Below are 24,769 nucleotides of genomic sequence, written 5' to 3' on the forward strand. Positions count from 1 at the left end.
ACTTGGTCGGGTACGTACCCGAACATGCCCGACGCCCCGAGGACCTCGCCGAGAACGGACGACCCGCCCAGGACGCTCGTGGGCGGCATCGAGGTCGACGTCCCGAACAGCATTCCGGCGATCCGTGCGGCGCTCGCGCCCGAGCGCCGCACGGAGTTCGACAAGGACATCAACGCCGCGGGGGTCCACGAGATCCACGCCGTCATGCGGCACTGGATGCTGGAGGCGGTCCCCGACCCGGAGGCTGACGCGATCCTGGCCCGGCTCGCCCACGACGAGGCGGAGAGGCGGGGCCCGGCTTGAGCCGCCGCCGCAGGCGCAGCCCCTGCCGCATCGCGTACGCACCGCCCGCCGACGACACCCTGGTCAAGATGGCGAACCCCGACGCGTTCCGCGCCGAGATGCTCCGCACCCTCGCCCACGACCCGTACGGGCACGGCTCCTGCTCGGTGTCGGGCGAGCGCGACCGCCGCGAGGCGACCGTCGGCGGCGCGATAGTCCTCTACTACGTCTCCGGGACCGTCCTCACGGTCACCGTCGTCCGCATGGTCGCCCTCGGCTGACCCGGACCCGCTACCACCGCCGTTGCGCGTCGTACAGGTTGCGCGGCCGGACGACGTCCCTGGTGCCGTACAGCTCCAGGCGGGAGTGCAGGTCGCCCGGGAAGTCGGGGACGTCGATCTGCCCGAACTCGCGGACCGTGTCGAGGCCCACCGTGGCGCTCCACGGCGCGAGTCCGTCGATCTTCATGAGACCGGCGCGCTCATTGGTGACCCTGATGTTCCAGTGGGTGAAGCGCGCCCCGAACAGCGGACCGGCCGAGGCGTCGCCGCCGTGCTGGCCGGTGTTGTCGACGGTGATGTCGGTGCGCACGTTCGCGAACGGCAGCCCGCGGTGCGAGTCGAAGGTGCCCATCTCCATGCGCCCGCGCGACCAGACGTTGTACGAGGACAGGCCCTCCACGTTGATGCCGTGCAGCTGGGTGCCGGGCGGGGCGGGGACCGTGCGTTCGGCGACGGTGAAGTCCTCGATCAGGTTGTCGTGGGAGCCCTCGCGGCAGAAGTACGGGTGGTGCCCGCCGCGCCCGCCGACGGTGGTGCGGCGCAGGGTGGAGGCCGAGGCCGCGACGAGCCCGAAGCCGTTGTCGACGTTCAGGACGGTGACGTCGTCGACCCAGCAGTCGTACGTGCATTGCAGCGCGACGCCGTTGTAGCCCTTGTCGAGCAGGTGCGGGGACTGCGGGGTCTGCACCGCCTCCAGGGTCAGGCCCTCGACCCCGGCGCCGGTGAGGGCCCGCACGTGGGTGGTGAGCCGGGGGTCCCATTCGGGGCGCACGTCCAGCGGCAGCGGGCGCTCGAAGGTGACGCGGCGACCGCGCACCGAGGCGATCCGCACGGGCCACTCGTAGGGCACGTAGGAGGTCAGCTTGGTCTTGTCGTCCCAGACGTAGCCCTCCGGGCCGGGGCCGCCGCCCGCCATGTGCTCCAGCAGGGTGTGGCCGGCGTCGTCGGCGAGCCGGAGCAGCACCAGGTCGCCCGCGCGCAGCCGGGCGGGGTCGGCGACGGTCACCGACCAGGACCCCTGGCGGGCCGGTGCGACGGTCGTCAGGGTCCGCCACTCGTCGCGCCTGTTGCCGGTCCAGCCCTCGAACGGCCAGGCCTTCGCCCGGATCGCGTCGGTGAGCGTACGGAACCGGTCCTCCGGGCAGAGCCAGATCAGGCCGCCCGCCCAGGACCAGGACGACTTGTCGCCGCCGTAGCGGGAGCCGTACACGCCGACGAGTTCGGTGAGGCTCCTGGTGGCGTGGAGGCGGGTGGCGGCGCTGCCCGCGCCCTTGAGGACGACGTGGTCGTGGCCGATGTGGAGGAGGCCGTCGATCCGGTACGTGCCGTCGCCGAGCAGCACGGTGCCCCCGCCGGCCCGTCCGGCGGCGACGAGGGCCCGGTTGATCGCGGGGGCGCAGTCGGTGACGCCGTCGGCGACCGCGCCGTAGGACTCGGCGCGGAACACCCGCCGGGGGCGCTCGAAGCGGCGCCGCCCGGCCCGGTGGCCGGCGCGGCCGACGTAGGGGATCTGCGGGTGGGTGTACGGGGTCCTGGTGAACTCCCGCCAGATGCCGGGCACTTCACCCGCGGGGGCGGCCCGCCCGGCGGCCTGCGCGGCGCCCGCCCCGGCTCCGGTCACCGCGGCGCCCGCCACGGCGATCGCCCCGCCCAGAACGCCCCGTCTGCTGAGGTCCCGCATCCCTGCCACCCTTCGTCGCCGTACGGGAGTACAGATATATGAACAGTGTTCATGTAGGTGCCGGGCGTGAGCATGCCACGAGGACCCCGCCACCGAACAGAGGCGTGCAGCAGTGAACTGGCGAGTGGGCTGACGGCGGAAAGCCGCTCCTAGCGAGGCGTTACGCGGACGGACGCTGGATCAGGTGGGTGAACGCGTCCAGATTGCGGGTCGATTCGCCGCGCGCCACCCGCCACGCGTACTCGCGGCGGATCGCGCTCGCGAAACCGAGCTCCAGGAGCGTGTTGAACGCGCCGTCGGAGGCTTCCAGGACGGCACCGAGGAGCCGGTCCAGCTCGTCGGGGGTGACGGCGGCGAGCGGGAGCTTGCCGGTGAGATAGATGTCGCCGAGCCGGTCGACGGCGTAACCGACCCCGTACAGGCGCAGATTGCGCTCCAGGAGCCAGCGGTGCACCCCCGCCTCGTTCTCGTCCGGGTGGCGGATCACGAAGGCGTTCAGGGACAGGCTGTGCCGGCCGAGCCGCAGCGAGAGCGTCGTGGACAGCTTGCGCGTGCCGGGCAGCGTGATGACGTACGCGCCCGGCTCCGGGCTCTCCCACTCCAGCTCGGCGTCCTTGAGGAACGCCGCGATGACCTCGTGTGCCGGGTGCTGGTCAGCCATGGTGCGAGAGTACGTGACGGCGGTGCTCCTGCATCGCGGCGGTGTAGACGTCGGCCGTCGTGGCGGCGGCCGTGTCCCAGCCGAAGAACTGCGCGTGCCGGGCCGCCGCGGCGCCCATGTCGTCCACGAGGTGGGGGTGGTCGGCGAATTCGCGCAGCACGCGCGCGTAGGCAGCCGGTTCGTGGCCGTCGACCAGGAAGCCGGTCGTCTCGTCCCGCACCGCCACCGGCAGTCCGCCCACCGACGCGGCGAGCACCGGCGTCCCGGTCGCCTGCGCCTCGATGGCGACGAGCCCGAACGACTCGCTGTAGGAGGGCATGACGAGCAGGGAAGCGGCCCGGAACCAGTCCGCGAGCTGCTCCTGGCCGACCGGCGGGTGGAACCGCACGACGTCCGAGATGCCGAGCTGCGCGGCGAGCTTCTGGAGCGCGGCGGGCTTGGCGAGCCCGGAGCCGCTGGGGCCGCCCACGACCGGCACGACCATCCGCCGGCGCAGCTCGGGGCGCTCGTCGAGCAGCACCGCGACCGCCTTGAGCAGGATGTCCGGCGCCTTCAGCGGCTGGATGCGGCCCGCGAAGAGCGGGACCAGGGCGTCCTGGGGCAGGCCGAGGCGGGCCCGGGCGGCGGCCCGGCCGTCGGCGACGCGGAAGCGCTCCAGGTTCACCCCGGGGTGCACGATCGCGACCTTGCCGGGATCGGCCTCGTAGTGGTGGATCAGCTCGTCGGCCTCGCCCGCCGTGTTCGCGATCAGCCGGTCGGCGGCGCGCACGATCTGGGTCTCGCCGATCACGCGCGCGGCCGGCTCGGGGGTGTCGCCCTCGGCCAGCGCGGCGTTCTTGACCTTGGCCATGGTGTGCATGGCGTGCACGAGCGGGGCGCCCCACCGCTCGGCGGCCAGCCAGCCGACGTGGCCGGAGAGCCAGTAGTGCGAGTGGACCAGGTCGTAGTGGCCGGGCCGGTGACCCGCCCAGGCCTGCATGACCCCGTGCGTGAAGGCGCACAGCTGGGCGGGCAGGTCCTCCTTGGCCAGACCCTCGTACGGGCCCGCGTCGACGTGCCGCACGAGCACGCCCGGCGCCAGCTCGACCACCGGCGGCAGCCCGCCGGTGGTGGCCCGGGTGAAGATCTCCACCTCTATGTTGATCGCGGCCAGGCGCTTGGCCAGCTCCACGATGTACACGTTCATGCCGCCGGCGTCGCCCGTGCCCGGCTGGTGCAGGGGCGAGGTGTGGACGCTGAGCATGGCGACGCGGCGGGGGCGGCGCTGCGCGCCCGGGAAGCGCAGACGGGCGGGGCCCGCACCCGCTCCGGTACGGCGGAACCTGGACACGTACTGGCTCACGTGCGGTCCTCCTGCTGGCGGCCCTGGCGGGCTCTTCTACGGCTCTGCTGCGGCTCGGCCCCCGCCCGGCGGCGGCCGCGCCGGGCCTCTGCTGCGGGCACGGCGGAAAGAGGGCACAGACCCTCTTCCAAGAGCGGCAACATCGGATCGCGGCCCTCCATTTCCACTTTGCCGAATCATTACCGTAAGAGACCGCGCGGCGGCTCGGCGTGGCCGCGCCGCGTACTCTCGTACCTGTGAGCCCGCGTACCCCGTCCCGACCCGTAGGCACGGTGACGCGAGGCACCACCAACCCCAACCGGCTGCGCCGCATGGACCGCTGGATCGCGGCCGTGCACGGCCCCGCCCTGCGCCGGGCCGCCGACCCGGTGGCCGTCGACCTCGGGTACGGGGCCGCCCCCTGGACCGCGGTCGAGCTGCTGGCCCGGCTGCGGCAGACGGCGCCCCACGCGCGCGTGGTCGGCATCGAGATCGAGCCGGCCCGGGTCGCCGCCGCGAAGCCGTACGAACGCGCGGGCCTGGAGTTCCGGCACGGCGGGTTCGAGGTGCCGCTGGAGTCGCCGCCGGTCCTGATCCGCGCGGCGAACGTCCTGCGCCAGTACGACGAGGACCGGGTCGCCGACGTCTGGCGGCGGCTGTGCGGGCGGCTCGCGCCCGGCGGGCTCCTCGTGGAGGGCACCTGCGACGAGATCGGGCGGCGGCACGCGTGGGTGGCGCTCGGCCCCGAGGGCCCGCGCACGGTGACCTTCGCGACCCGGCTCGGCTCCCTGCACACCCCCTCCGACCTCGCCGAACGCCTCCCCAAGGCGCTGATCCACCGCAACGTCCCCGGCGAGCCGGTGCACGCCTTCCTGCGCGACTTCGACCGGGCCTGGGCGGCGGCGGCCCCCTACGCCTCGTACGGCGCCCGGCAGCGCTGGATCCGCACCGCGCGGGCCCTGTCGGCCGACTGGCCGGTGGTGGACTCCCCCGCGCGCTGGCGACAGGGCGAAGTCACCGTGGCCTGGGGGGCCTTGGCGCCCGGCGGGGCCTTCCGGGGCTGACGGGGGCGGCGGGAACGATCCCGGCGCGCCGTTCGTCAGATCGTCCGGGGTCTGTCGGAATCGGCGCACACGTGGCACCATCCACCGAACGTGCACAAGTTACTGACGGTAAATCAGGTTTCACCGCGGGGTGATCCTGAGACGGTCTCGGCTGTGGGGGCGGAGCGGATGAGCAAGCGGAGCACGACGACGATGGCGGCCCTGGCGCTGGTGTGCGCCGTGACCGTCCTGGCGGCGCCCGGCGCGGCGTACGCGGCGCCTCCGCCCGCCCCGTCACCCACGACCACGCCCGCGGCGGCCCTGAAGAGCAAGGACCTGAAGACCAAGGACCTTGAGGCCGTCCGCGCGCGGATCGACAAGCTGTACCACGACGCGGCGGTGGCGACGGACGAGTACAACGCGGCGGAGGAGAAGGCCGACAAGCAGTCCGACGCGATCGTGGAGCTGGCCCAGAAGATCGCCGCCGGGCAGCGCCGCCTCGACCACCTCAAGAGCAGCGCGGGCGCGGTGGCCCGCGAGCAGTACCGCACGGGCGGGATCCCGCGCGAGACGCAGTTCCTGCTGTCCGGCAACCCCCAGCAGTTCCTGGACAACGCGGGCCGGATGTACCAGGGCCAGCAGGCCACGAAGAACCTGATGTCCCAACTGGCCGACGCCCAGGACGAGCTGGCGCGCTACGCCGACGACGCCTCCGCCAAGTGGAAAGAGCTGGACGAGGGCGCCAAGGACAAGGCCGCGGCCAAGAAGCGGATCGAGAAGCAGATCCAGGAGGCTCAGACGCTCGAGAGCCGACTGGAGAAGAAGGAGCGCGAGCGGCTGCGCAAGCTGGAGGAGCAGGCCGAGCAGCAGGCGCAGACGGCCTGGCTCTCCTCGGGCGTCCTGAAGGAGATCGACGGCCGGGCCACGCCCGCGGGCAAGAAGGCGGTCCAGTTCGCCACCGCCCAGCTCGGCAAGCCGTACGTGTGGGGCGCCGAGGGACCGAAGTCGTACGACTGCTCGGGCCTCACCTCCCAGGCCTGGGCCGCGGCCGGGCACGGCATCCCCCGCACCTCGCAGGAGCAGTGGAAGCAGCTGGAGCGCGTCGACATCAAGGACATGCGGCCCGGCGACCTGATCATCTACCACGGCGACGCCAGCCACGTCGGGATGTACATAGGCGACGGCGCGATCATCCACGCCCCGCGCCCCGGACGCACGGTGACGGTGGCCGGAGCCGGTTCCATGGCGATCCTGGGGGTCGTCCGGCCGGACGCGTGACAGGGGCGGGGCGGGCCTGTCGGGGCTTGTCGGGGTTTGCCGGGGCTTGTCGGGCCGGGGCTGCCTAGGGTGGCCTTGAGCGGCCCGGGGTGGCTCTGGGTAGCTCTGGGTCTGAGTGGCTCTGGGTCTGGGTGGCTCTGGGGCTGGGTGGACACCCCGCCGCAACACCCCCCGGCACCCCTCCGTGACACCCCCCGGCGCCCCCGGGGACCCCTCCGCGACACCGCGCGGCGCCGCGTGGCGCACCCCACGTGACGCATCACACTTCCTTCACCCCAGTTCCACCGGACCGACGTGATCTTCGTCATCCCCCATCCGGCCCCCAAGGGCCGGAACCTGCCCAATTCTGCTCCCGGGCACGGCATATGACGGAGGCCGGCCGCCGCTCACCATTCCGTTGGGGCGGCGGCTGACGCTATGGTCCCCGTCGGTGGTTCGAGGACCTTCGTCCCACCGCGCCCTCGGGGGGAGGGAAGGAAACCTAGCGATGCCCGTACCCGTACCGCGGCAGAGAGCGATCCCGGCCGCGGAAAGCGGTCCGGCTCCTGCTGCGTCCACGACACCGTCCGCCGGACCGGCCGGCCGGACCTCCGCGCCGCACACCGCCGCGCACCCCACCACCGGCCCCGATCCGGCCGGCCCCACGCCCGCGAAAGGCACCGGCACCAGCATCACCACGACCCGAGCCCTCGGCACCACGGACGTCACGGAGACCACCACAGGCGCCATGGCCACAGAGGACATCAGCGGCCCCATCAGCGGCCCCACCAGCGGCCGGAACACCGGACCGAGCACCGGACAGGGCGGCGGCCCGGCCACCGGCCTCACGCTCCTGGTCATCGAGGATGATCCGACCGGGTCCCTCACCGTGCCGGAGATGCCGGACGCCGCGGGCAAGCCGATCCGCGTACGCACCGCCCGCAACCTCACCGAGGCCGAGCGGCTGCTCACGCACGACGTGAACTGCATCCTGCTGGACCTCGCGCTGCCCGGCGCCAAGAGCGACGCCGACGAGCTGGAGACGCTGCGGCACGTGCTGCGCCTCGCGCCCCGGCACGCCGTCCTGGCGCTGACCGCGTCCGGCGACGCCGAGCGCGGCGCCGAGGCGGTCCGGGTCGGCGCCCAGGACTACCTGTTCCGCGACGAGCTGGACGGCCGGCTCCTCGGCCGCGCCATCCGCTACGCCGTCGAGCGCAAGCGCGGCGACGTGGCCCAGCGCAAGCTCACCGAGTCCCGGCTGCGCGCCCAGGAGAACGTCCGCCTGGAGCGCGGTCTGCTGCCGACGCCGCTGCTCGACGGATCGACCCTGCGGTTCGCGTCCGGCTACCGGCCCGGCCGCTCCCGCGCGCTGCTCGGCGGCGACTTCTACGACACGGTCCGCACGCCCGACGGCACGGTCCACGCGATGATCGGCGACGTCTGCGGGCACGGCCCGGACGCGGCGGCGCTCGGCGTCCAGCTGCGCATCGCCTGGCGGGCGCTGACCTTCGCGGGCCTGTGCGGCGACGAACTGCTCTCCACCCTCCAGCGGGTCCTGGAGCACGAGCGGTCCGACGACGAGATCTTCGCGACGCTGTGCACGGTGGACATCGCGCCGGACGGCCGCCGCGCCGGGCTGTGCCTGGCGGGCCACCCCTCGCCGCTGATCGCGAGCCCGGGACGGCCGGCGACCCTGCTCCCGTACGAGAACAGCGGACCGGCCCTCGGACTGCTGCCGAAGGCCCGCTGGCCGCGTATGCAGGTGGAGCTGGGCCCGTCCTGGAACCTGATGCTCTACACGGACGGCCTGATCGAGGGTCGGATCGGCGTCGGGAACCAGCGCCTCGGCCAGGAGGGCATGGTGGCGATGATCCGCCGCCAGCAGGCCGAGGGCCTGAGCGGCGAGGAGCTGCTGGAGGCCGCGATGAACGAGGTCCGCGACCTCAACGGCGGCGAGCTGACCGACGACGTGGCCGTCCTGCTGCTGGACCGCTGACCGGCCGACCGGCCCCGGGGCGGGGCTGGGCGTGGCGGGGAGGCTCAGCGCCCGCCGTTGTACGGGCCGTACGGGCCGTCGCTGCTGGAGCCGCGGCCCTTGCGGCCGCCACCGCCCCCGCTGATCTGCCGGACGGCGGGCCGCACGTCGACCATGTACACGATCGTCGCGATGAGCCCGATGATCGGCAGGAACGACAGGATCCCGAAGATCCAGTTCACGACGAAGGCGAGCGCGAGAACGATCAGCCAGAACGGCTTGGTCTTCTTGTCCGCCGCCCGGAACGCGTCCTCGCGCCGGATCGCCGCGTCGACCAGCGCGAAGCCGCTGAACAGGATCAGCGCCAGGTTCAGCAGCGACAAGAAACTGTTGAAACCCTGCATCAGCACAACGCCACCACCTGAATCGACCTGCCTGCGCCGCGGCGCCCCGTCATTGCGGTCACCGTACCCGTACAACGGGCCGGGCACGCGATCCGTGCCCGGCCCGTCGACGAGGGCGCTACTTGTCCGACGGCGTGGTGCCCTCGTCGGCCTTCTTGGTGACGGGGGTCTTCTTCGCCGTCGTCTTCTTGGGGGCGGCGGCGGTCCGCTTCGCCGTCGCGGGCTTGTCGGCGGCGGCCGGGGCCGCGGGCGCCGGGGTGGGGTCGGGCTCGACGGCACCGGCGATCTCGACGATCTCGTCGGCCGCCTCACCGCGCCAGCCCTTCACGGTCTCCTCGCCGTGCTCGGCGACCTTCTCGTACGTCTCGCGCGCCCGGACGGCCGCCTCGGCGGCGATGCCGACACCGCGCAGCGCGAACTCCTGCGCCGACTCACCGATCTTCTTGAGGTCGGTGTCGAGGCCGGCGACGAACTCGTTCACCTTCGCGGTGAGCGTGGCCTGCGCCTCCTTGGCGCGGCTGGTCGCCTTCTCCTGCACGTCCTTGGGGTCGGTGTTGCGCACGGCCTCGAAGCGCGCGGGCGCCTCGGCCCGCAGCTGCTCGACGAGCCCCGGCACCTTCTTCGCCTGCTGGAACGTCAACTCGGCGGCACCGGCGGCGAAGTAGAGCGGGGTCGGGTCGGAGAAGGTCTTGCGCAGGTCGTCCTTGATGGCCATGGCGTGGTCCTCCCGGATCACATCAACTACTGCGTAACTGAGGGCTCGGCATCGCCGCTGTCGTCGGACGGGCGGTCGTCGGGTCCACCGCTGTGGTTCCCGTCGTGGTTCCCGTTCTCTTTCCTGAAGGATTCGTAGATCTGCAACAGGACTTGCTTCTGGCGCTCGTCGAGCGAGGGGTCGGCGAGAATCACCGCACGCGTCTCGATCTCGTCCCGGTCGCGCTCCGCGTCGAGGATGCCGGCGCGCACGTACAGCGTCTCGGCGGAGATCCGCAGGGCCTTGGCGACCTGTTGCAGCACCTCCGCGCTGGGCTTGCGCAGCCCGCGCTCGATCTGGCTGAGGTACGGGTTGGACACCCCTGCGGCATCCGCGAGCTGACGGAGCGACAACTGCGCGGTGCGACGCTGCTCGCGCAGGTACTCGCCGAGATTTCCGACGTTGAGCGATGCCATACCCCGATACTGCCGCACCGGCGCTAACTATTGCAAGCAGGCGCTTGCAATAGTGCGCTGCGTCACGGTGGGCTGCTCCGGGTTCATCGGGTGCCCGAGTGACACCGATCAGCTTCAGCGAGACGAGGCGTCGGCCGAGCTCAGGGCGCTTCTTTCAGACGGGTGAGAGTGAAGATCAGGGACTCGATGTGTTCGGGGGAACCCGCGTTTCCGTCGGAGAAGTCGCCGAACTCCAGGACCACGTCCTCTTTGTCCCTGCGTACCTTCACCTTCTGGCCGAGGCTGTCCGCCCAGCCGCCGTTCATGGAGTACTCCCGGGAAAGGGCCTCCTCGGCGGGCTTGGGAACCGACGGGATGAGGTAGGGATCCGCGCCCTCACTGTCGACGCCGTCCATGATGATCGTGAGGCGAGAGGAGTCGTACTCCCAACGGCCTGAGAGGCCCAAGCGGGTCTCCGACCACTTTCCGTCGCCGGTGATGGTCAGTGTCCCGTCGAAGCCCGCGTTGGTCGTGAACCTCCAGGAACCCTTGGCGTACGCCGTGATGGCCTTTTCCACCGGACTCCCGCACCCTGACACGGCGGAAGCGGCGATCCCGGCCAGCAGGTACCGCAGGGCCGTCCGACGGCCCACTAAGGCCACCAGATCACGCCTGTCCATATACCCCTCCCCATCCGGAGCCCCCGTCACAGACGCCCCGCTCATCTGGTACTCGGACCGGCAAGAGTGCGCCACCCTGCTACCGGTGACAAGGACCCAACGTGCCAACAAGCATGAGCCAGGACGGACGCATCCGGACACCGGCCCACATGTCGGACTCACCCCAAGCACCTCGCGCCGACCCCCCGGCCCACACGGGACACCTGGTGGCCGCCCGTTCCCTGGCCCGTGTCGAGCTGGTACTCAGCGAGACGCTGCTGGGCGGCGAAGGACGGCTCTGCAACGCCTGCGGACTTCCCGCCGGCCTGATTCGAGAGCTGCCGAGCCGGTTCGCGCCGGTGAACTGTCCCGAGTACCGGCCGCCCCGGCTCGGGAGCCGCCAAGAAGACGCATCGGCCCCGGCCCGGCGACCACCTCCGTGCCCCGTCACACGACACCCCGCCTCACATCATGACGAGCAGCCGCGTACCCGCTTTCAGTTTCCTGTTCACCGAGCGGCTCTGGACGTACACCTCCAGCTCGGGGTTGGTGCCCGCCTTCACCGAGACCGTGCCCCGCACACCCGTGCCGAAGAGCAGGGTGCGGGCCGCGTCGCCCGTGTAGGCGCGGTCCGTGGCCTTCTCGACGACGATGACCTCCTTGTCCGGCTGGACCTGGACCCGGGTGCCGAGCTGGTAGTAGCAGGCGCCGCGCTCGTAGCTCACGCCCGGGTGCGAGTTCACGAAGTCGCGTATCGCGCACTCCCGGTCGACCTTCAGCAGGCGGTACCGGTCCGCCGCGATCGGCTCCAGGCTCGCCCGCACATCGGCCACCGACAGGTCCTGCCCGACGGCGAACAGGTTCTTCGTGCCGCGCACGCCCTGCTCCCGGCCGCGCAGGAAGCTGGTGGCGGCGGCCCGCACGGTGCCGATCGCCTCCTCGACGCCCTGCTGCGAATCGGCGTCCCAGATCGCGATGTTCCCCGCGGGGAAGCCGTAGTTCTGCGCGGTCCGCTTGGCCAGCGAGTTCGGCACGAGGATCGCCGAGGTCCAGTGGTCCGGCAGCGCGCCCATCGTCGCCGTGATCCGGTCCAGCCAGGGGCCGAGGATGCTCATGTCGCCGTCGTGCCGGCGGTCCCCGCCCGACGCGTTCTCCTCGCCGTCCGTCACCACGATCTGGAGGAAGCTGTGCTCGCCGTACTCCTCCCAGATGTGCCCCAGGTCGTCCAGCGACTTCAGGGAGGCCTCGATCAGCGCCGTCGCGCCGTTGTTCACGCCGTACAGGCCGCGCATGGACGGCAGGTGCTTCACGTCCATGTCCCACACCAGGTTCTCCACCCGGTGGTCGAAGGAGTAGAGACTGATCCGCGTCTCGTGGCCGAGGCTGTCCGACTCGGCCTTCAGGCCCGCCACGAACTCGTCCACCACCCGCACCAGTTGGCCCTCGTGCGGCCGCATGGAACCCGAGCAGTCGACCACCAGCGCGACATGGTTGACCTTGTGCCTGATCCTGGTCCCCGACCCGCTCCCCCGCGTGTTCCCCGACCCGCTCCGTCGCGTACTCACCGCTGCGTTCACCGACACGACCGCGTCCCCCTCCGGTGGTCCCCAAGTGACGTTCCCACTCTAGGAGGAGGCACTGACAATGCCCGTCCGCGCAGGTCAGAGCGTCATCTGGTGAGGTCCGCCGGGGTGTCGACGCGGGTCAGTTTCCCGGGGTCGCGCACCACGTAGATCCGGGTGATCCGGCCGCCCTCCACCGCGAGGCTGACCGTCGACGGCTCGCCGTCGAAGTCGATCAGGCCGGCGGGCCCGCCGTTGAGGAGGACCCCTCTGACGCCGAGTGCGCTCACCCGCGCGTGCGCGCCCGCGAGGATCCGCGCGACCAGGCCGGCGCCGTGCAGCGGCGTCAGCGCCGCGGCCACCACCCCGCCCCCGTCGGTGATCATGACCACGTCCGGCGCCATGACCTCCATCAACTCCTGGAGCCGCCCGGTGCGCAGCGCGGCCAGGAAGCGCGTCACGACCTCGCGCTGCTCCGCCCGCCCCACCCGCGTCCGGGGTGTGCGCGCCGCCACGTGCGCGCGGGCCCGGCGCGCGGTCTGCCGCACCGCCGCCGCGGACTTCCCGAGCGCCGCGGCGATCTCCTCGTACGGCACCGCGAAGACCTCGCGGAGCACGAACACCGCGCGTTCGGTGGGCGCGAGCGTTTCGAGGACGGTGAGCACGGCGATCGACACGCTCTCCGCCAGCTCGACGTCCTCGGCGACGTCGGGGCTGGTCAGCAGCGGTTCGGGCAGCCATTCACCGACGTAGTCCTCGCGGCGGCGGGACAGGGTGCGCAGCCGGTTGAGGGACTGCCGGGTGACGATCCGTACGAGGTACGCGCGCGGGTCGGCCACCCGCGCCCGCTCGACGCCCGACCAGCGCAGCCAGGACTCCTGCACCACGTCCTCCGCGTCGGCCGCCGAGCCGAGCATCTCGTAGGCGACGGTGAACAGCAGGTTCCGGTGTACGAGGAACGGGTCCCGCGACCCCGATGCGATCGTCATGCCCTCAAGGACACCGGTGGCGGCGCATCTGTGACAAGGGCGCCAGGGAAACGCTGTGACCTGCGGCGACGCAAGCGGTCAGGAATCGAGAAGCGGCGCGGCCCGGCCGCGGTTAGCGTCGTCCGTACCGACTCAGAAACGGGAGCAGTCATGACGAACAGTGGCATCAAGACCGTCCTCCACCCGGTGTCCGACGTCGCGAAGGCCAAAGAGGTCTACGCGGCCCTGCTCGGCACCGCGCCGCAGGTGGACGAGGCGTACTACGTGGGCTTCGACGTGGCGGGGCAGCACATCGGGCTCGTGCCGAACGGCGCGCAAGCGGACATGACGTCGCCCGTCACCTACTGGCACGTGTCGGACATCGAGGCGAAGCTCGCCGAGGTGACCGCCGCGGGTGGCATGGTGAAGGAGCCCGCGCACGACGTCGGCGGCGGCCGCCTGGTGGCCACCTTCACGGACCCCGACGGCAACGTGCTGGGCGTGCTCCAGGACAGCTGACACCCCGGCTGCACCCGACCGGACCCAGGGAGAGACCCCGCCCATGAGCACCGCCGAGAGAGCGTCGGGCCCGCACGACGCCGACCGCCACGACCTGATCCGTGTGCACGGCGCCCGCGAGAACAACCTCCGGGACGTCAGCATCGAGATCCCCAAGCGGCGCCTCACGGTGTTCACGGGCGTCTCCGGTTCCGGCAAGAGTTCGCTCGTCTTCGACACGATCGCCGCCGAGTCGCAGCGGCTGATCAACGAGACGTACAGCTCGTTCGTGCAGGGCTTCATGCCGTCGCTGGCCCGCCCCGAGGTGGACGTCCTCGACGGGCTGACGACGGCGATCATCGTGGACCAGCAGCGGATGGGCGCGGACCCGCGGTCCACGGTCGGCACGGCGACGGACGCGCACGCGATGCTGCGGATCCTGTTCAGCCGGCTGGGGAAGCCGCACATCGGGCCGCCGAGCGCGTTCTCCTTCAACACCGCGTCGGTCAGGGGCGCGGGCGCGATCACCGTCGGCAACAAGAAGACGGTCAAGGCGACGTACGAGCGGGTCGGCGGCATGTGTCCGCGGTGCGAGGGCCGCGGCTCGGTCTCCGACATCGACCTCACGCAGCTCTACGACGCCTCCAAGTCGCTCAACGAGGGCGCGCTCACCGTCCCCGGCTACACGATGGACGGCTGGTACGGCCGTATCTTCCGCGGCTGCGGCTTCTTCGACCCCGACAAGCCGATCCGCTCGTTCACCGCGCGCGAGCTGGACGACCTGCTCCACAAGGAGCCGACCAGGATCAAGGTCGAGGGCGTCAACCTCACGTACGAGGGGCTGATCACGAAGATCCAGAAGTCGATGCTGTCGAAGGACATCGACTCGCTCCAGCCGCACGTCCGCGCCTTCGTCGAGCGGGCCACGGCCTTCTCCGTCTGCCCGGAGTGCGACGGGACGCGGCTGGCCGAGGGGGCCCGTGCCTCGAAGATCGGGAAGGTCTCGATCGCGGACGCCTGCCGCAGGGAGATCAGGGATCTCGCGCAGTGGGTGCGCACCCTGGACGAGCCGTCCGTCGCCCCGCTCCTCGAAGCGCTCCGGCAGAGCCTGGACTCGTTCGTGGAGATCGGCCTCGGCTACCTCTCCCTGGACCGTCCGGCGGGCACGCTCTCCGGCGGCGAGGCGCAGCGGGTGAAGATGATCCGCCATCTCGGCTCGTCCCTGACCGACGTCACGTACGTCTTCGACGAGCCGACGACCGGGCTGCACCCGCACGACATCAGCAACATGAACAATTTGCTCCTTCGCCTGCGCGACAAGGGCAACACGGTCCTGGTCGTCGAGCACAAGCCGCAGGTCATCGCGATCGCCGACCACGTGGTGGACCTCGGCCCCGGCGCGGGGGCGGCGGGCGGCACGGTCTGCTTCGAGGGTGACGTGGAGGGGCTGCGGGCCGCCGCCACCACGACCGGACGGCACCTGGACGACCGCAGGTCGCTCAAGGACGCGCCGCGCGAGGCGACCGGCAAGCTGGCCGTCCGGGACGCCCGCACCCACAATCTGCGGGACGTGAGCGTCGACATCCCGCTGGGCGTCCTGACCGTCGTCACGGGGGTGGCGGGGTCCGGGAAGAGCTCGCTCGTGCACGGCGCCATCCCCCTCCAGGAGGGCGCCGAGGGCGTCGTCACGGTCGACCAGACCCCGATCCGCGGTTCGCGCCGCAGCAACCCGGCGACCTACACGGGCCTCCTGGAGCCCATCCGGAAGGCGTTCGCGAAGGAGAACGGGGTGAAGCCCGCGCTGTTCTCCGCCAACTCCGAGGGCGCCTGCCCCACGTGCAACGGCGCGGGGGTCGTCTTCACCGACCTGGCGATGATGGCGGGCGTCTCGTCGACCTGTGAGGACTGCGAGGGGCGCCGGTTCGACTCCTCGGTCCTGGAGTACACGCTCGGCGGGCGGGACATCAGCGAGGTGCTGGCCATGCCGGTCGCCGAGGCCGGGGCCTTCTTCGCCGACGGCCCGGCCCGCACCCCGGCCGCCCACAGGATCCTCACCCGCCTCGCCGACGTCGGCCTCGGCTACCTCACCCTCGGCCAGCCGCTCACCACGCTCTCGGGCGGCGAGCGGCAGCGGCTGAAGCTGGCCACGCAGATGACGGAGAAGCCGGGCACGGGCAGCCGCGCCGGGGCCGGCACCGTCTACGTCATCGACGAGCCGACGACCGGTCTCCACCTGGCCGATGTGGAGCAACTCCTCGGCCTTCTCGACCGATTGGTCGATTCAGGCAGAACGGTGATCGTGGTCGAGCACCACCCCGCGGTGATGGCCCACGCGGACTGGATCATCGACCTGGGCCCCGGCGCCGGCCACGACGGCGGGCGCGTCGTCTTCGAGGGGACGCCGCGCGATCTGGTGGCGCAACGCGCGACGCTGACCGCGGAGCATCTGGCGCGGTACGTGGGGGCGTAGGCGACCGCAGGGCCGGTCGCCCGGCTGCCGTGCGTACGGGGATCGGCCGGGCGGGGCCGTCAGTCGAACGGCAGCGCCCGCTCGTGCACCACGTCCAGGCGGGACACCGCCCGGGTCAGCACCACGTACAGCCGTTCCAGCCCGCGCGCCTCGGCCTCCACGATGGCGGCGGGCTCGACGGCGACGACGTGGTCGTACTCGAGCCCCTTGGCCTCCCCCGCCCCCAGCACGGCGACCCGCGCCCCCAGCTCCCCGGCCCCGGCGACCACCACCCCGGCGGCGACGAGCCCGTCCCGCACCCGCCCCGCGTCCCCCTCGGCGGCGATCACCCCGATCGATCCCGCGAACCCGAGCGCCCGGCGCACGGCGGCGACCACCCCGCCCACCACGTCGTCCACCCGACGCACCCGCAACTCGCCGTCCCCGCGCAGCGACCGCGCCGCGGGCACCTCCACGTCGATCCGCTCCAGCACCCGGTTGGCCAGCGCGACGACGGCCGCGGGCACCCGGAACCCGACGGTCAGCGGCACCACCGGCGCCTCCGGCCGCCCGAGATGCGCCAGCAGCCCGTCCCAGCTGCGGGCGGCCCAGGGCGCGGTGCCCTGCGCCAGGTCCCCCAGCACGGTGAGCGAACCGAAGGCGGCCCGCCGCGCGATGACCCGGGCCTGCATCGGGGACAGGTCCTGCGCCTCGTCGACGACGATGTGCCCGAACCCCTCGGGGTGCGCGAGCAGCCCGGCGACCTCGTCGACGAGCACGAGATCGGCGGCGGACCAGCGGGCCGACCTGTACGAGCGCGGCGCCCGCGCCCACAGCACGGCCCGCTGCTCCTCCGCGTCGAGCACCCCGTCCGCGGCCCGCGCCAGCGCCTCGGCGTCCGAGAGCAGTCCGTGCACGACCTCCTCGGCCCGCACCCGGGGCCAGACGGCGTCCACGAAGGCGCCCACCGGCCGCGCGCGTTCGATCCGCTGCGTCCAGGCGCGGTCGACCTCGACGGCCCGGCGCTCGGCGCGCTCCCGGACGTACCGCACGACCCGGCTGCGCACCCGCTCGCGCCCGACCGCGTACGGCGGCGCCTCGGCGCGCACGTCCTCCACGATGCGCACCAGCACCTCGGCGGGCACCCGCCAGCGGTGGGAGACGCGCGGATCGGGGACGGCGAGGCCGTCGGCGATCCCGGCCGCCGACACCCGCGCGTACAGCGCCCGCCGCAGCACCCCGGCCATGCGGACGTCGTGCTTGACGACGGCGGCGGCCTCGTCGTCCGCGCCCCGCACGGTCAGCGCAGGCGAGCCCACCAGGTCCTCCACGGTCGACTGCCGCACCCCGCTCTCGCCGAGGGCGGGCAGCACGGCGGAGATGTAGGAGAGGAAGGTCCGGTTGGGCCCCACGACCAGCAGTCCGCCGCGCTGGACGCGCTGCGGGAACGTGTAGAGGAGGTACGCGGCCCGGTGCAGCCCCACGGCGGTCTTGCCGGTGCCGGGGGCGCCCTGCACGCACACGGACGCGGTCAGCGCCTCCCGCACCAGGTCGTCCTGCTCGGGCTGGATGGTCGCGGCGATGTCCCGCATCGGGCCGACGCGCGGCCGCTCGATCTCCCCGGCGAGGATGCGGCTCCCGGAGCCCTCCTCCCCGGCCCCGATCCGCTCGTCCTCCAGGCTCGTCAGATCGGCCGAGTCCCCGACGCTCCCCGGCGCCCAGCCGAACCGGCGCCGCACCTCCACACCCTGTGGATCGCCGACGCCGGCCTGGTAGAAGGCCCGGGACACCGGTGCCCGCCAGTCGACGACGAGCGGCGGCGCGGCGAGATCCTCGCTGACCCGCAGCCGGCCCACGTGATAGCTCTGCCGCGCGTGCTCCCCCCGCTCCCCGAAGTCGAGCCGCCCGAAGAACAGCGGCGCCGGCGGCAGCTCCTTCATCTCCTTGGCACGGCTGCGCAGTTGATAGCCGAGCACTTCGGCGTCGGCGCCGGACGCGGACGCGTTCTCCCCGATGACGACCTGCTCGTCGGCGCCCTCGACCATGGCGGTGAGGGCGGCCCGGCAGGTGTCGTGGAAGCGGCGCTCGGCGGCGAGCACGCGGTCGAGGGGGTCATCGCGCATGCCGCCCAGGATACCCGAGAAATGTTACCGGGTTAATTATTTTACCGAGGCTCATGTGCGGTGGCCGCCGACCGCAGCCCCCGCGCCAGCTGCCCGAACCCCAGCTCGGCCGCGCGCACCGCGTCCGCCTCGACCGCGTCGGCCCGCTCCCCCGCCGCGATCCGCCGCCCGTTCTCCTCGGCGAGCACGCGCTGCACCGCGACGATCTGCCCGGCCGCGAGCCGCGCCTCGAACTCCGGCCCGCCCAGCGCCCGCGCCAGCGCCTTCTCGGAGCGCTCCTGATACCCGTACAGCCGTGCGACGAGTGCCGGCGTCCCGTACAGCAGCCGCTGGTAGGCGAGGACCGCCGGGTGGTCGCAGAGCCCGGTCACGGGGTCCCGCCGCTCCAGCCCGGCCAGGAAGTTCCGCCGCAGCGCCGCCAGCGCGCTCTCCCCCGCCGGCCGCCCGGCCACGACCCGGGCCGCCTCGTCCTCGTGGTCGGCGAACCGGTGCAGGACCAGGTCCTCCTTGGCCGCGAAGTACCGGAACAGCGTCGGCTTCGACACCTCGGCGGCGGCGGCCACCTCCGCCACGGACACCTGGTCGTACCCCCGCTCCAGAAAGAGCCGGATGGCGGTCTCGGACAGCGTCTGGCGCGTGCGCAGCTTCTTCAGCTCGCGCAGGGAGGCGGGCGGGGGTGGGGTGGTCATGGGGAGGAGGGTACGGGCCCCGCCGCCCTCCCCCAGGCGGCGGCGGCCTCGTCCCGGGTGCCGTGGTTCCCGGCCGGCCTGTGCAGCGGGGGCCCGTGATGGACGCGGTACGCGCAGCTCACGTCCATCCGCCCGAGCCGGGAGAAGTCCGGCACCATGACGCGGAGGACGACACGGCGGGTGGGGCCCGAGGTGTCCGCCAGCACGTACCCGACCAGGCCGAGCAGGGCGCCGCCCAGGCAGGCGCTGCCCTCCAGGGCGTCGCCGAGCGGCCTGACGAACTGGGCGAGCAGGCCCGTGACGTGGACGACGGCGGGCAGCGTGCGCACGATCGCCGGCTCGAAGCGGTCCTTGAACCGGCGCAGCACGGCCCCGAACCCGCCCTGTCGCGCCCCGTCCGTGTCGTTCCGCATCCGCGTCTCCCCCTGGCGGGGGCCGCGTCGGTGCTCAGATCCCCGCCAGCGGCCTGGCCGAGCCCCCGTCCTCGTGGTCGGCGCGCGGCAGGGCGAGCACAAGGTAGGGATTGGCGAGGGACGCCTGCGCGGCCTTCTCCAATCCCAGGTAGTGGAGGGCGTGGCGCAGGGTGTTGGCGTACGAGCCGACGGCCCGGCGGACGTTGGGCGCGTCCAGGCCCTCGCCCGTGACCAGCCGGTCCAGGTCGACGTAGGCCGAACGGACCACCTCGAGCCGCCGGTACGTCTCCTGGTCCCGCTCCCAGCCCTTGGTGTGGAGGGGCGGCAGCCGCCGGGACCAGCGCCGGAGCATGCGGTCCCGGATCTCCCGCCTGGTAGGGGACAGGTGCATGTGCCGGACCAGGTCGTAGAGCGGATCGCCGACCAGGGCCATCTCCCAGTCGATCAGCGCCAGCCGATGCCCCTCGCCCCGCTCCCCCAGGCGCACCAGGTTCCACGGGTTGAGATCGCCGTGCAGCAGGACCTTTCCCCGTGGTGTCACGTCGTACGGCGCCAGCGCCATCTTCAGCCACCGCGCCCCCGGCAGCCCCAGCTTGCTCGCCACCCGCGCGGAGTCGGCCGGCAGGTCCCGCACCATCATGACGAGCGTCTGGCAGAGCCAGCGGTAGAAGCTCCCGCTGCCCCGGTGCTGGTCGAGGGGGCGGGTGTCGACCCGCGACAGGGCGTCCAGCTGGTCCACGAGGTCGTCCGCCTCGCCCGGCAGCAGCCCCTGCTCGGGATGGTCGGCCCGGTGGCCGGGGTCGATGCGGCCCTCGAAGGTGTGCAGGGTGAAGGTGTCGCCCCGCTCGCTCCTGCCCAGCGCCAGCACGCGCGGCGCCCGCACCGCCACACCGGCCGCCTCGATCGCCCCCAGCACCTCGTGCTCCTTGAGGAAGCGGGGCTCCCGCAGGGTCACGGTCCCCAGCTTGCGGCGCACGACGACGTCCCTGCCGGCCACGTTCACCACGGTGCTCAGGTGCGTCGCCCCCTTGAACACCTGCCGTGCGGAGGCCAGCGCCTCCGCCCACAGCGCCTCCTCCACCTCCTCCTCGCCGAAGTCGGGCCGGAGCGCAACCCGCGCGTCCCGCTCCCAGGCCCAGCGCACGCCCGGCTCCTTCGACAGGAACCGCGCTCCGCGGCCCTTGCACCAGCGCAGGATCATCTGCTCGATCGTGCCCGCCTTGGGCAGGCCGCGCAGTCCCAGCGGCTTCTCGGCCGCCTCCAGGGCGCGGTGCACCTCCAGCGCGGCCAGCTCCAGGTCGCCGGGGCTGAACGAGGAGCTGAGCGCGGACACCGCCCGCATCACGTCCGGATACACGGACTGCGCGCGCTCGAAGTCGACGTAGCGGCCGAGGTCGTCGCCGACCCCCTCCGTCGCGGCCTCCTGCCCCTCCTCCTCCATCGCCCGGCACCACGCCTCGACGACCTCGTCCCACTGCTTGGCCGGATAGCGCATCCGCACCAGATGCGTCGCGAGGTCGTGCAGCGGGTCGCCGTACATCGCCAGTTCCCAGTCCACACAGATCAAGGGACGTTTCGGCTGGTCGAACGCGACGATCACGTTGTCGCGGTGCAGATCGCCGTGGAGCAGGCTGAAGGGGCGGCGGTGGAGGTCGGGCACCCGCTCCGCGAACCGGACCAGGGCCCGGTCGGTGACGCCGAGGGAGGCGAACAGTCCACTGAACACGGCCCAGTTGGGCTGTCGCACCTGCCGGTCCGCGGCCCGCGCGAGCGACTTGAGGAACACTTCGCTCCGCCCGGGCCCGCGGCTCAGCCCGGCCCACTGCGGCGGCAGCGGCGGGAGCTCCTCCACCCGGACCCGCGTCATGCGCGCGAGCTCGCCGGCCAGGGCCCGCACCATTCCCTGCTCCAGGTACTCGCCGGTCGGGCAGGTCAGCGACAGCGGCACCCCCTGCACGTAGTCGTGGACCGCGACGCCGCCCCGGCGGGCGAGGCAGCGCGGCACGTTCTCCAGCACCGGTCCGACCGCGTCCAGCACCGGCCCCTCGTCCTGCCACATCCGGATCACCACGGGCAGCGCGTCCGGCTTCCTGGTCCGCACGGTCACCAGCGCGGGCGCCCCGAGGCCGCCGCCGAACCAGCCGGCCATGGCGGACGGCAGGTCCACCACGCGATTGGTGTTGTGATGGCCCTCCATCACCGCCCCCTTGTTCCGCGCGTAGTCCATGAGCGCAGCCCATTGGGTGTCGTCCAGCGACGCACCCTTGGCCGGATGCGCGGGGGAAGAGGCGGGCACCGGCGTCTCCTGCGATGGCCACGGGGAAAGGCGGACGGAAAGCGCCTCACGCTATCGATCCGCGGAGGGCCGCACACGGCGTACGCCGCAAACGACCGGCGCCGACGGGGGAAAGCCACTCTTCCGAGATCCGCGTTCGACGGCCGAACGGTTCCGGTCCCGTGCCCGGCTCCGCGCCCTCAGTGCGCCAGGTGCTCCGGAACGGCCTCCCGGGCGTGCTGCTGCCGGCCTGCCGCGTGTCCTTCCGGCGTCCGGGAGCGGGCCGGTCCGTCTCCTGGGAGGGCCTCGCCGCGGTCCTGGCGCTCCTGGCGTGCGCTCACGCCTGAGCGGAGTCCCGCGCCACGTTCTCCCAGAGCCCGTCGAACATCTGCTGCTCGGCCTCCGCGAAGGCCGCCTCCGCGGCGCCGCCGCCCCGGCCGAAGACGAACATCGGGGTCTCGAACCCCTGCACGTCGCACAGCGGCACCGGAACGCCGTTGTCGTAGTCGTCGACCTCCCGCATGATCCGCTGCGGGATGTAGTGCCCGATGAGGGCCTCCTGCCGATTGAGCAGGTAGACCTTCCGGATGGGCGTGCCCATCAGCCGGCGGAACTCCGCCCGGACGTCGATCCCGCCCACCCGGCGCAGCAGCGTGAAGTTCTGCTCCAGGACCCGCTGCTGCGCGTCGAGCTGATTGCGGTTGCGCCGCTGGAGGGCCGCGTCGAGCTCGTCGTCATGGCCCCACCCCTTCTCCGGCGCGGGATAGTCCAGGCGCTGGTCGCTCGCCGGGAGCAGGACGCGCACATGGACCGAGCGGGGCCGGCTCACCCCCTCGAAGACCTGCCGCAGCGGCTCGCCCAGCGACACCATCAGGGTCTCCGCCGTCAGACACACCGCGTCGAGCCGCACGTCCGGCTCCTGGAAGGCGGCGACCAGCCGCGGGCCGAGGATGCTGCGCGCCGACCGGGAGCCGCTGGGCAGGACCGTCGTGGCCCGCTCGGCCACCTGCGGCGGACTGCCCTTGCTCACATTGGTCAGCAGGCCGTCCGCCCGCAGCAGTTGCAGCGCGCCGCGCACCGCGCCCCGCTCCACACCGAACTCCTCGGCGAGCGCCGCCTGCGTGGGCAGCCGGTCGCCGGCCCCGAGCGCGCCGGTCCTGATGCGCCCGCGCAGTACGTCGGCGATGTCCTCGGAAGTGGTCCGCGGGGACGGTCCCCTCTGGCCGTTCACCACGACACGATCACCTCCGCAGTACCGACCCCCCGCTGCACCAAGTCCTTTCAACTCTACGCCAGTTGGCAGCCAACTCCACCGACTTGTCGGCCGGTGCGACGGACGCGCAGCTCAGCACCGCTCCAGCAGAATGGTCAGCACCTCTCCGAGTGAGCCGACCACGTGAGCGGCGCCGGCCCCCTCCAGCTCCCCCCGCTTCGTTTCGTTGCGCGCGTAGCCGAGGAACGCGACGCCGGCGGCCCGGGCCGCGAGCAGGTCCGAGGCGGTGTCCCCGATCATCAGGGCGGTGGCGGGGGAGGCGCCCAGGGCGTTCAGCGCGCGGTTCAGGCAGTACGGGTCGGGCTTGAGGAGGGTCAGGTCCTGCGTGCGCCCGTAGAGGTGCGGTTCGAAGCAGGCGGAGATGCCGCGCCCCTCCAGGTAGAGCCGGGCCACCTCGGGCGAGTTGTTGGTGGCGATGGCCAGCCGGACGCCCATCGCGGACCAGGTGCGGATCAGCGGGTCCGCGAACGGGGTGGGCCAGGCGGTGGCGACGGCGCGCAGCTCCTCCTCCGTGAGACGTTTCTCCATCTCCGCGACCAGGTCGCTGGCGGGCCGCTGCTGTCCCAGGCTGCGCAGGGCGTTGTGCGGGTCCGGGTCCCGGCGCTCCGCGTCCGTCAGCGCGTGGCCGAGCCCCTGCCTCTCCAGCCAGCTCACCTGCTGGCGCGCGATGTTCCGGGCCGGCCGGCCCGCGAACAGCCGGCAGATCGGCCCGTCGAAGTCGAAGAGCACGTGCCGCGCTCCCCGCACCAGGGCGATCAGTTCCGCGCGGGATTCTGTCGCGTCGGCCACCGGCTCGGTCTTCCCCAGATCAGAAGTCACTAGGAGAGTGTCAGGTCCGACGTGATGGTTGCCCAGAGCGCGTCGAACCATTTCTGCGACTCCTCCACGAAGGCCAGGTCCCGGTGGCCCGCGCGCTTCTCGAAGGAGAACAGCAGGGCCTGGGTGCCGGTCGCCGCGTACATCTCCAGCTTGGTGCCGCTGTCGATCTCCTCCTCCCGCCTGGTGACCATGTAGTAGGACAGCAGGGCCTCCTCGTGGTTGAGGAGGTAGAGCTTGACGGGGGGCGTGAACGGCAGGGCGCGGAAGGTCACCCGGACGTCGATGCCGTGCGAGGTGCGCAGCGAGCGGAGGTTGTGGCGCAGCACCTGGCCCTGGGCGTTGCGCTGGGCCAGCCAGCGCTGGTGGACCGCCACGTCGTCGGCGCGGTCGGTGCCGTCGCCGGGGTCCGGGACCGGCACCGGGAAGGCGAGGTCGATGTCGCGCCCGGGCAGCAGGATGCGGACGTCGACGGAGCTCGGGCGCATCCGGCCCTCGTGGATCAGCCGCAGCGGTTCCCCGAGGGCCAGCATCAGGGTCTCGGAGGTCATGCACACGGCGTCGATGCGCACCTCGGGCGCCTGGAACGCCTCGACCAGGCGCGGGGCGAGGGCGACCATCGTGGGCTGCGGCCCGTCGGGGGCGGTCGCGGCGGAGGCGATGCGCGGCGGGCTGCCCTTGCTCCGGCTGCTCAACAGGCCGTCGACCTCCAGGAGCTGGAGGGCCTGGCGGACCGTGCCGCGCTCCACGTCGAACTCCTCGGCCAGCACCGCCTGCGTGGGCAGCCGGTCCCCCGCCCGCAGCTCGCCGGCCTTGATGCGGCGGCGCAGATCGTCGGCGATCTCCTGGGCTCCGCGCTTCCTGTTTCCGTTCAGAGTGACGCCCATCGTGTCCGCCATGTCCGTCCCGCTCTCCCGGGTCACAACCAAATGGTACAACTCCCCTCCACTTGGCGGGAGTTGTCGATGACCTGTTTTTCAGCATCGCAAG

At 72.6% G+C, this 24,769-nt stretch carries 23 protein-coding genes; 7 read left to right on the top strand and 16 right to left on the bottom strand.

All coding sequences use genetic code 11. From position 1 onward, the window contains the following. Positions 1–24 precede the first annotated feature (24 nt). Together ACIP5K_RS05265 and ACIP5K_RS05270 are read left to right on the top strand one after the other, a co-directional pair. Positions 25–303: a hypothetical protein gene (locus tag ACIP5K_RS05265; protein ID WP_401405055.1), complete on the top strand. Its 279-nt coding sequence runs from the start codon at positions 25–27 to the stop codon at positions 301–303. Positions 304–371: 68 nt separating this feature from the next. Continuing rightward, positions 372–563, top strand: coding sequence for a hypothetical protein (locus ACIP5K_RS05270; protein ID WP_401405297.1), 192 nt, complete (start codon positions 372–374; stop codon positions 561–563). 10 nt (positions 564–573) lie between these two features. Here the strand turns inward: ACIP5K_RS05270 and ACIP5K_RS05275 are convergent, their stop codons facing one another. The 3 genes from ACIP5K_RS05275 to mshA all read right to left on the bottom strand — a co-directional run bounded on the left by ACIP5K_RS05275 (position 574) and on the right by mshA (position 4,247). After that, the gene (locus ACIP5K_RS05275; protein ID WP_401405057.1) at positions 574–2,244 is read right to left on the bottom strand and encodes a glycosyl hydrolase family 28-related protein; all 1,671 of its coding nucleotides are present in this window, start codon (positions 2,242–2,244) and stop codon (positions 574–576) included. A 160-nt stretch (positions 2,245–2,404) separates the two neighbouring features. Next, entirely contained in the window at positions 2,405–2,905 is a 501-nt protein-coding gene (locus tag ACIP5K_RS05280; protein ID WP_401405059.1) for a YbjN domain-containing protein, read from the bottom strand. Continuing rightward, positions 2,898–4,247: a D-inositol-3-phosphate glycosyltransferase gene (gene mshA / locus ACIP5K_RS05285; RefSeq protein WP_401405060.1), complete on the bottom strand. Its 1,350-nt coding sequence runs from the start codon at positions 4,245–4,247 to the stop codon at positions 2,898–2,900. The genes ACIP5K_RS05280 and mshA overlap by 8 nt, the downstream gene beginning before the upstream one ends. Positions 4,248–4,558: 311 nt before the next feature. On the opposite strand from mshA, the gene ACIP5K_RS05290 reads away from it, so the two are divergent. The 3 genes from ACIP5K_RS05290 (at position 4,559) to ACIP5K_RS05300 (ending at position 8,522) form a co-directional block, all read left to right on the top strand. After that, a complete protein-coding gene (locus ACIP5K_RS05290; protein ID WP_401405299.1) occupies positions 4,559–5,290 on the top strand; it encodes a class I SAM-dependent methyltransferase in 732 nt (243 codons plus the stop codon). Between the two features lie 168 nt (positions 5,291–5,458). Next, positions 5,459–6,547: an NlpC/P60 family protein gene (locus ACIP5K_RS05295; RefSeq protein ID WP_401405062.1), complete on the top strand. Its 1,089-nt coding sequence runs from the start codon at positions 5,459–5,461 to the stop codon at positions 6,545–6,547. Positions 6,548–7,034: 487 nt separating this feature from the next. Next, a complete protein-coding gene (locus tag ACIP5K_RS05300; protein ID WP_401405063.1) occupies positions 7,035–8,522 on the top strand; it encodes a SpoIIE family protein phosphatase in 1,488 nt (495 codons plus the stop codon). Positions 8,523–8,566: 44 nt separating this feature from the next. Here ACIP5K_RS05300 and ACIP5K_RS05305 read toward each other — a convergent pair whose 3' ends face one another. The 6 genes from ACIP5K_RS05305 to ACIP5K_RS05330 form a co-directional block, all read right to left on the bottom strand. Next, a complete protein-coding gene (locus ACIP5K_RS05305) occupies positions 8,567–8,911 on the bottom strand; it encodes a DUF2516 family protein (protein ID WP_401405065.1) in 345 nt (114 codons plus the stop codon). A gap of 112 nt (positions 8,912–9,023) precedes the next feature. Further along, positions 9,024–9,620, bottom strand: a complete 597-nt coding sequence (locus tag ACIP5K_RS05310; RefSeq protein WP_401405067.1) for a hypothetical protein — start codon at positions 9,618–9,620, stop codon at positions 9,024–9,026. Between the two features lie 26 nt (positions 9,621–9,646). Beyond that, complete coding sequence (locus ACIP5K_RS05315) at positions 9,647–10,075, bottom strand: helix-turn-helix domain-containing protein (protein ID WP_401405069.1); 429 nt, start codon at positions 10,073–10,075, stop codon at positions 9,647–9,649. A gap of 140 nt (positions 10,076–10,215) precedes the next feature. Next, positions 10,216–10,734 (bottom strand): hypothetical protein, encoded by a 519-nt coding sequence (locus ACIP5K_RS05320; protein WP_401405071.1) that lies wholly within the window; start codon positions 10,732–10,734, stop codon positions 10,216–10,218. A 443-nt stretch (positions 10,735–11,177) separates the two neighbouring features. Continuing rightward, entirely contained in the window at positions 11,178–12,170 is a 993-nt protein-coding gene (locus ACIP5K_RS05325) for a VWA domain-containing protein (RefSeq protein ID WP_401405300.1), read from the bottom strand. A 212-nt stretch (positions 12,171–12,382) separates the two neighbouring features. Further along, positions 12,383–13,264, bottom strand: a complete 882-nt coding sequence (locus ACIP5K_RS05330) for an RNA polymerase sigma-70 factor (protein ID WP_401405072.1) — start codon at positions 13,262–13,264, stop codon at positions 12,383–12,385. A gap of 150 nt (positions 13,265–13,414) precedes the next feature. Between ACIP5K_RS05330 and ACIP5K_RS05335 the strand changes: the two genes are divergently transcribed. After that, positions 13,415–13,762 carry a VOC family protein gene (locus ACIP5K_RS05335; RefSeq protein ID WP_401405074.1) on the top strand — a complete coding sequence of 116 codons (348 nt, stop codon included), beginning with the start codon at positions 13,415–13,417 and terminating at the stop codon, positions 13,760–13,762. Between the two features lie 43 nt (positions 13,763–13,805). After that, on the top strand, positions 13,806–16,211 hold the full coding sequence (locus ACIP5K_RS05340; protein ID WP_401405075.1) for an ATP-binding cassette domain-containing protein: 2,406 nt from the start codon (positions 13,806–13,808) through the stop codon (positions 16,209–16,211). 59 nt (positions 16,212–16,270) lie between these two features. Here the strand turns inward: ACIP5K_RS05340 and ACIP5K_RS05345 are convergent, their stop codons facing one another. From ACIP5K_RS05345 to ACIP5K_RS05375, 7 genes are all read right to left on the bottom strand, one after another. Further along, positions 16,271–18,313, bottom strand: a complete 2,043-nt coding sequence (locus tag ACIP5K_RS05345; protein ID WP_401405077.1) for a HelD family protein — start codon at positions 18,311–18,313, stop codon at positions 16,271–16,273. A gap of 41 nt (positions 18,314–18,354) precedes the next feature. Beyond that, entirely contained in the window at positions 18,355–19,002 is a 648-nt protein-coding gene (locus ACIP5K_RS05350; RefSeq protein WP_401405079.1) for a TetR/AcrR family transcriptional regulator, read from the bottom strand. Next, complete coding sequence (locus ACIP5K_RS05355; RefSeq protein ID WP_401405081.1) at positions 18,999–19,415, bottom strand: hypothetical protein; 417 nt, start codon at positions 19,413–19,415, stop codon at positions 18,999–19,001. The genes ACIP5K_RS05350 and ACIP5K_RS05355 overlap by 4 nt, the downstream gene beginning before the upstream one ends. A gap of 34 nt (positions 19,416–19,449) precedes the next feature. Then, the gene (locus ACIP5K_RS05360) at positions 19,450–21,711 is read right to left on the bottom strand and encodes a phosphotransferase (RefSeq protein WP_401405083.1); all 2,262 of its coding nucleotides are present in this window, start codon (positions 21,709–21,711) and stop codon (positions 19,450–19,452) included. Between the two features lie 316 nt (positions 21,712–22,027). Continuing rightward, a complete protein-coding gene (locus tag ACIP5K_RS05365) occupies positions 22,028–22,921 on the bottom strand; it encodes a FadR/GntR family transcriptional regulator (protein WP_401405084.1) in 894 nt (297 codons plus the stop codon). Positions 22,922–23,035: 114 nt separating this feature from the next. Next, a complete protein-coding gene (locus ACIP5K_RS05370; protein WP_401405085.1) occupies positions 23,036–23,833 on the bottom strand; it encodes an HAD family hydrolase in 798 nt (265 codons plus the stop codon). After that, positions 23,782–24,666 (bottom strand): winged helix-turn-helix domain-containing protein, encoded by an 885-nt coding sequence (locus ACIP5K_RS05375; protein ID WP_401405302.1) that lies wholly within the window; start codon positions 24,664–24,666, stop codon positions 23,782–23,784. Before ACIP5K_RS05375 ends, ACIP5K_RS05370 begins: the two co-directional genes overlap by 52 nt. Positions 24,667–24,769 lie beyond the last annotated feature (103 nt).

This window comes from Streptomyces sp. NPDC088785, assembly GCF_044750685.1.
Classification (GTDB): Bacteria; Actinomycetota; Actinomycetes; order Streptomycetales; family Streptomycetaceae; genus Streptomyces.

What these genes read in the sequence shown, in the direction of transcription:
- ACIP5K_RS05290 (WP_401405299.1), top strand. Translation starts at nt 4,559, where the DNA reads ATGGACCGCTGGATCGCGGCCGTGCACGGCCCCGCCCTGCGCCGGGCC.
- ACIP5K_RS05280 (WP_401405059.1), bottom strand. Translation starts at nt 2,905, where the DNA reads ATGGCTGACCAGCACCCGGCACACGAGGTCATCGCGGCGTTCCTCAAG.
- ACIP5K_RS05375 (WP_401405302.1), bottom strand. Translation starts at nt 24,666, where the DNA reads ATGGGCGTCACTCTGAACGGAAACAGGAAGCGCGGAGCCCAGGAGATC.
- ACIP5K_RS05270 (WP_401405297.1), top strand. Translation starts at nt 372, where the DNA reads ATGGCGAACCCCGACGCGTTCCGCGCCGAGATGCTCCGCACCCTCGCC.
- ACIP5K_RS05330 (WP_401405072.1), bottom strand. Translation starts at nt 13,264, where the DNA reads ATGACGATCGCATCGGGGTCGCGGGACCCGTTCCTCGTACACCGGAAC.
- ACIP5K_RS05350 (WP_401405079.1), bottom strand. Translation starts at nt 19,002, where the DNA reads ATGACCACCCCACCCCCGCCCGCCTCCCTGCGCGAGCTGAAGAAGCTG.
- ACIP5K_RS05345 (WP_401405077.1), bottom strand. Translation starts at nt 18,313, where the DNA reads ATGCGCGATGACCCCCTCGACCGCGTGCTCGCCGCCGAGCGCCGCTTC.
- ACIP5K_RS05295 (WP_401405062.1), top strand. Translation starts at nt 5,459, where the DNA reads ATGAGCAAGCGGAGCACGACGACGATGGCGGCCCTGGCGCTGGTGTGC.
- ACIP5K_RS05275 (WP_401405057.1), bottom strand. Translation starts at nt 2,244, where the DNA reads ATGCGGGACCTCAGCAGACGGGGCGTTCTGGGCGGGGCGATCGCCGTG.
- ACIP5K_RS05300 (WP_401405063.1), top strand. Translation starts at nt 7,035, where the DNA reads ATGCCCGTACCCGTACCGCGGCAGAGAGCGATCCCGGCCGCGGAAAGC.
- ACIP5K_RS05265 (WP_401405055.1), top strand. Translation starts at nt 25, where the DNA reads ATGCCCGACGCCCCGAGGACCTCGCCGAGAACGGACGACCCGCCCAGG.
- ACIP5K_RS05355 (WP_401405081.1), bottom strand. Translation starts at nt 19,415, where the DNA reads ATGCGGAACGACACGGACGGGGCGCGACAGGGCGGGTTCGGGGCCGTG.
- ACIP5K_RS05340 (WP_401405075.1), top strand. Translation starts at nt 13,806, where the DNA reads ATGAGCACCGCCGAGAGAGCGTCGGGCCCGCACGACGCCGACCGCCAC.
- ACIP5K_RS05315 (WP_401405069.1), bottom strand. Translation starts at nt 10,075, where the DNA reads ATGGCATCGCTCAACGTCGGAAATCTCGGCGAGTACCTGCGCGAGCAG.
- ACIP5K_RS05310 (WP_401405067.1), bottom strand. Translation starts at nt 9,620, where the DNA reads ATGGCCATCAAGGACGACCTGCGCAAGACCTTCTCCGACCCGACCCCG.
- ACIP5K_RS05335 (WP_401405074.1), top strand. Translation starts at nt 13,415, where the DNA reads ATGACGAACAGTGGCATCAAGACCGTCCTCCACCCGGTGTCCGACGTC.
- ACIP5K_RS05370 (WP_401405085.1), bottom strand. Translation starts at nt 23,833, where the DNA reads ATGGTTCGACGCGCTCTGGGCAACCATCACGTCGGACCTGACACTCTC.
- ACIP5K_RS05325 (WP_401405300.1), bottom strand. Translation starts at nt 12,170, where the DNA reads ATGCGGCCGCACGAGGGCCAACTGGTGCGGGTGGTGGACGAGTTCGTG.
- ACIP5K_RS05320 (WP_401405071.1), bottom strand. Translation starts at nt 10,734, where the DNA reads ATGGACAGGCGTGATCTGGTGGCCTTAGTGGGCCGTCGGACGGCCCTG.